The sequence below is a fragment of the uncultured Veillonella sp. genome (assembly GCF_915069625.1).
GTDB lineage: Bacteria > Bacillota > Negativicutes > Veillonellales > Veillonellaceae > Veillonella.
The window spans coordinates 1-5,814 of record NZ_CAJZFD010000133.1 but is presented as its reverse complement, the minus strand read 5'-3'; the positions used below and the strand labels follow the sequence as shown (position 1 = coordinate 5,814).

General features: G+C 40.4%; 5 protein-coding genes. All 5 read left to right on the top strand.

All coding sequences use genetic code 11. From position 1 onward, the window contains the following. Nucleotides 1-412: 412 nt before the first annotated feature. A complete protein-coding gene (ilvD, locus tag QZ548_RS07405; protein ID WP_295869403.1) occupies nt 413-2,083 on the top strand; it encodes a dihydroxy-acid dehydratase in 1,671 nt (556 codons plus the stop codon). A 42-nt stretch (nt 2,084-2,125) separates the two neighbouring features. Further along, nucleotides 2,126-3,349 carry a threonine ammonia-lyase gene (gene ilvA, locus QZ548_RS07400; protein ID WP_287499539.1) on the top strand — a complete coding sequence of 408 codons (1,224 nt, stop codon included), beginning with the start codon at nt 2,126-2,128 and terminating at the stop codon, nt 3,347-3,349. Between the two features lie 18 nt (nt 3,350-3,367). Next, a complete protein-coding gene (gene ilvB, locus QZ548_RS07395; protein ID WP_295869400.1) occupies nt 3,368-5,077 on the top strand; it encodes a biosynthetic-type acetolactate synthase large subunit in 1,710 nt (569 codons plus the stop codon). Further along, nucleotides 5,077-5,565, top strand: a complete 489-nt coding sequence (gene ilvN / locus QZ548_RS07390) for an acetolactate synthase small subunit (protein ID WP_016476516.1) — start codon at nt 5,077-5,079, stop codon at nt 5,563-5,565. Before ilvB ends, ilvN begins: the two co-directional genes overlap by 1 nt. Before the next feature lie 11 nt (nt 5,566-5,576). After that, a partial coding sequence (locus QZ548_RS07385; protein ID WP_295869397.1) for an ATP-binding cassette domain-containing protein occupies nt 5,577-5,814 on the top strand: 238 nt, incomplete at its 3' end.

The following is a 5,814-nucleotide window of genomic DNA, read 5'->3' as shown; positions in this document are numbered from 1 at the left end:
GAATTTATAGCGAATTATCTTGCACAGGATAATGTAACGTGTTATTATTATTCCGTGATTAATATTACAGATTATTTTAGGAGGAAACATGTTAGGTTTAGTCATTAGCTTATTGATTATTGCGCTAGTCGTGATTATTAATGACATTCGAATTATGAACAACAACTTAACACGTTTTTGTCTTAGAAGTTCCATGAATGGTTTAATATACAATCAATAAGATTTGACTATACGGTTTGTTTCTTATGTGTATTTATTCCAAGGGATACATAGGTCGTTTATGTATATAGGAATTCTGTAAACAAAAGGAATATCATTTGTAAACTTTTAAGACGATTCATAAGAATCGTCTTTTTTTATTAAGTTGAAAAGTGTCCAAGTGGATGCTTTCAAGAAAAGTGAGGAGATTAACATGAGTTGTAGAAGTGACAATTTAAAAACAGGCGTAGCACGTGCACCACATAGATCTTTGCTAAAAGCTCTTGGTTTTGTTGATGAAGAAATGGGCAGACCAGTCATTGGTATTGCGAACTCTTTCAATGAAATTATCCCTGGTCATGTGGGCTTGAAAAATATTGTACAAGCCGTAAAAGACGGCATTCGCAACGCAGGTGGTGTGCCAATCGAGTTCAATACAATTGGTATTTGTGACGGCTTGGCGATGAACCACATCGGTATGAAATACTCCTTGGTAACTCGTAATATCATCGCTGATTCCATCGAAGCAACAGCTATGGCAACACCATTTGATGCTATGGTGTTCATTCCAAACTGCGATAAAGTAGTACCTGGTATGTTGATTGCTGCGGCTCGTCTTAACATTCCATCCGTATTCGTATCTGGTGGTGCTATGCTTGCAGGTGTACATAATGGCAAAAAAATCGGTTTGTCTGATGTATTCGAAGCAGTAGGTAAACATCAAACTGGTGAAATGGGTGATGCTGAGTTAGCTGAAATCGAAAATACAGCATGTCCTACATGTGGTTCTTGCTCTGGTATGTACACAGCTAATACAATGAACTGCTTAACAGAAGCTCTTGGTATGGGCCTTCCTGGCAATGGTACAATTCCAGCAGTATACTCTGAACGTTTACGTCTTGCTAAATTAGCAGGTATGCAAGCAGTAGAAGTATTGAAAGCAAACCTTCGTCCTAAAGATATTATGACACGCGAAGCCTTTGAAAATGCAGTAGCTCTTGATATGGCTTTGGGTGGTTCCTCTAATACAGCTCTTCATTTGCCAGCTATCGCTCACGAAGCAGGTGTACCATTGTCCTTGGACGACTTCGATCGCATTGCACAAAACACACCTCAATTGTCCAAACTTTCTCCATCTGGTAAATACTTCATCGAAGACTTGTATGCTGCAGGTGGCGTATCTGCTGTGTTGAAACGTTTAGCAGAAAATGGTCGTTTACATACAGATTGCAAAACTGTAGCTCTTAAAACACAAGGTGAAATTGCAGCGGTAGCTCATGTAACTGATGAAGATGTTATTCATCCTTGGAATAATCCTGTTCATGAAACAGGTGGTATTGCCGTTCTTAAAGGTAACCTTGCTGTAGACGGTTCCGTTGTAAAAGCAGGTGCCGTAGATGAAGATATGCTCGTTCACTCTGGCCCAGCAAAGGTATTCAACAGCGAAGAAGAAGCTGTTGAAGCTATTACAGGCGGTAAAATCGTAAAAGGTGATGTGGTAGTTATCCGTTACGAAGGTCCTAAAGGCGGTCCTGGCATGCGCGAAATGTTGACACCAACATCCATGATTGCTGGTATGGGTCTTGATAAAGACGTAGCATTGTTGACTGACGGTCGTTTCTCTGGTGCTACACGTGGTGCCTCCATTGGTCACGTATCTCCAGAAGCAGCTGCTGGTGGCACAATCGCCGTTGTTGAAGATGGTGATATCATCAACATCGATATTCCAAACGGCAAATTGGAATTAGCTGTATCTGACGATGAAATCGCTCGCCGTAAAGCAGCATTGAAACCATTCAAATCCAATGTAACTGGATATCTAAAAAAATACGCTCTTCACGTATCCTCTGCAGCACAAGGTGCTATTGAAGTATTGGAAGACTAATATTAGACTTTAATTTAATACTATCAATAGGAGATGGTACACATGCATAAGTTGTATGATTTTATGGAGGCTCGTGAGAGACTTAGCACAATTACTGTAAAAACAAAACTGCTTCACAGTGATGTGTTCTCCGACGAAAGTGGCAATGATGTATATATCAAGCCAGAAAACTTGCAAATAACAGGTTCCTTTAAGGTTCGTGGTGCATATAATAAAATTGCAAAATTAACAGAAGAAGAAAAGGCGCGCGGCGTTATTGCCGCGTCTGCCGGTAATCATGCGCAAGGTGTAGCGCTTGCTGCAAAACGTCTAGGCATTAAAGCGACAATCGTTATGCCAAAACATACACCTCTTATCAAGGTTAATGCTACAAAACAATATGGTGCCGAAGTCGTTCTACATGGTGAGATTTATGATGAAGCTTACCAAAAAGCGATGGAATTACAACAAGAGCACGGATATGTGTTCGTCCATCCTTTTGATGACGAAGATGTTATCGAAGGGCAAGGTACAATTGCATTAGAAGTTCTTGAGGAATTGCCTGATGCGGATGTATTGCTAGTTCCTGTTGGTGGTGGCGGTATTGTTTCTGGTATCGCAGCTGCTGCAAAATTAAAAAATCCTAGCATTAAAATTATTGGTGTAGAACCTGAAGGTGCGGCTAGTGCAATAGCTGCGTTAAAAGCAGATCATCCTGTACCACTTAGTGAGGTAGCAACTATCGCAGATGGTACAGCTGTACGTCAAATCGGCGAAACTACATTAAAATATATTAAGAAATATGTAGATGAAATTGTTACTGTCTCTGATTATGAATTGATGGAAGCATTTTTGTTGCTTGTAGAAAAACATAAGTTAGTAGCAGAAAACTCCGGTATTTTACCATTAGCAGGTCTAAAAAAATTAGACTGTAAAGGCAAAAAGGCAGTGGCTATTGTTAGTGGTGGTAATATCGACGTACTTACCATTTCCTCTATGATCAATAAAGGTCTCGTATTGCGTGGTCGTATCTTCACTTTCTCTGTAAACCTTCCGGATAAACCAGGTCAATTGGTTGCTGTATCTCAAATGCTTGCAGATGCGGATGCAAACGTTATTAAACTTGATCATAATCAGTTTAAAAACCTTGATCGCTTCCATGAAGTGGAATTGCAAGTGACTGTAGAAACAAATGGTGAAGAACACATCAAACACATTATTGATACTTTCAAAAATAATGGTTACATTATTAAACGATTAAATTCCAGCGAGATTTTATCTGAATAGCTGGTCGAAAGGGTTCCTATGAGCGCAGAAACAATCAATGGGGCACGCATTGTCCTTGAAACATTGCATCGCCTTGGTGTAACCGACATGTTCGGTTATCCAGGTGGCGCGGTAATTCCAATTTATGATGAAATTTATAGCTTCCCTGAAATTAAACATTATTTTGTGCGTCATGAACAAGGTGCAGCTCATGCGGCTGATGGATATGCTCGCGTATCCGGTAAAGTTGGCGTATGCCTTGCCACATCTGGCCCTGGTGCTACGAATCTTGTAACAGGTATTATGACTGCTTATATGGACTCTGTGCCTATGGTAGCCATTACGGGTCAAGTAGGACGCGCACTAATTGGTAAGGACTCATTCCAAGAGGCGGATATACAAGGTATTACGATGCCAATTACAAAGCATAACTATCTTGTGCAAGATATTCACGACTTACCACGAATCATTAAAGAAGCGTATTTCATTGCTGGTACAGGTCGTCCTGGCCCTGTATTAATCGATATTCCTAAGGATATCCAAACTGAAAAAATATCCATGGCGGAATACAATAAATTGTTTGATATACCAATTCATCTTGAAGGGTATGATCCTACGTATAAAGGCCACCAAGGTCAAATTAAAAAAGCGGCCACGCTTATTAAGAATGCGAAACGTCCTTTAATTATTGCTGGTGCAGGCGTCTTAAAATCTGGTGCCATGGCAGAACTTAAGGAATTGGCCGAAAAGGCTCAAATTCCTGTAGCTAATACCTTGGTAGGCCTTGGTGGATTCCCTGGTAACCATGAATTGGCTCTTGGTATGGTCGGTATGCATGGATCGGTAGCGGCTAACAATTGTACAGAAGATGCAGATCTCGTTATTGCGGCGGGTATTCGTTTCCATGACCGCATTACAGGTCATCCAGATTTCTTCTGTAAAAAAGCAAAGATTATTCATATCGATATCGATCCAGCTGAAATCGATAAAAACGTTACCATTAACGTACCAATCGTAGGCGATTTAAAACGAGTATTAACCGAATTAAATACTTTTGTTGAACCTACTACACATGAATCTTGGATTGCGCAAATTCGAGAATGGCAACAAGAATATCCTATGGTTGTTCCTGAATCGACTCATGGTGAGTTGCATCCTCAATATGTATTATCTGAACTCAATAAAATTGCTAATGATGATGCTATTATCGTAACCGATGTAGGCCAACATCAAATGTGGGCTGCTCAGTTCTTAACACATAAGGCGCCACATACCATCGTAACCTCTGGTGGTGCCGGCACAATGGGCTATGGCTTACCAGCGGCAATCGGTGCTCAAGTGGGTGCTCCTAACAAACAGGTCATCCTTGTTGTTGGCGATGGTGGTTTCCAAATGACCTGTGAAGAACTTATGATGGTTCGTCAGTATAATTTGCCAATTAAGATTGTCATCATTAACAATGGATACCTTGGCATGGTGCGTCAGTGGCAACAAATCTTCAATGACCGACGTTATTCCTATGTAGATTTAGAAGTGAGTCCTGATTTCTTAAAGCTAGCTGATGCATTTGATTTGAAAGCAGCACGCTTCGATTCAGTTGAAACGTTCAATAAAGATTTTAAATCCTATATTACATCTGATGAAAGCATCGTCTTGGATTGTCGCGTTGAACGTGAGGATAATGTATTGCCAATGATCCCAGCCGGTGGTACTGTGAGTGGCATGATGGGCAAGAAAGGGGTGCTATAATGGCTAAAGAACATCAAGTGTTAGTGATTGCCAAAAATACGGCGGGTATTGGTACTCGTATTTTAGCACTCTTCAATCGCCGTGGTTTTAACGTTACGAAAATGACTTCTGGCGTTACAAATAAACCTGGCTATGCACGCATTACGCTTACTGTTGAGGCTGATGACCGTGCACTTGACCAAATTCAAAAGCAAATTTACAAACTGATTGATGTGGTTAAGGTGAAAGTATTTGATGATCATGATGTAGTTTGTCGTGAGTTAATGCTTATCAAGGTGAAAGCAACGTCTACAACGCGATCTCAAATTGTTCAAATTGCCGATGTATACCGCGGTAATGTACTTGATATTTCCCCTACATCTATGATTATAGAAGTTATCGGCAGCGACGATAAATTACGCGGTTTCGTACAAATTATGGAAACCTATGGTATTCTTGAAATCGCTAAAACCGGTATTACCGCTATGAGTCGTGGAGAAAAAATGTAGGAGATGATTGTGTGAGTAGTGAAGTACTACATTATGAAGACGTCAAGTTTCGTCGTGATGGTCGAGAAATTCTAAAAGGCGTAGATTGGCATGTGGAAGAAGGCGAAAACTGGGCTCTATTAGGCCTCAATGGGGCAGGAAAATCGACAATGCTTAGCATGATTCCTGCGTATCAAATTCCTACATCGGGTTTATTACGAGTATTTGGTCATGAATTTGGTAAATATGCATGGGTGAAGATTAAAAATC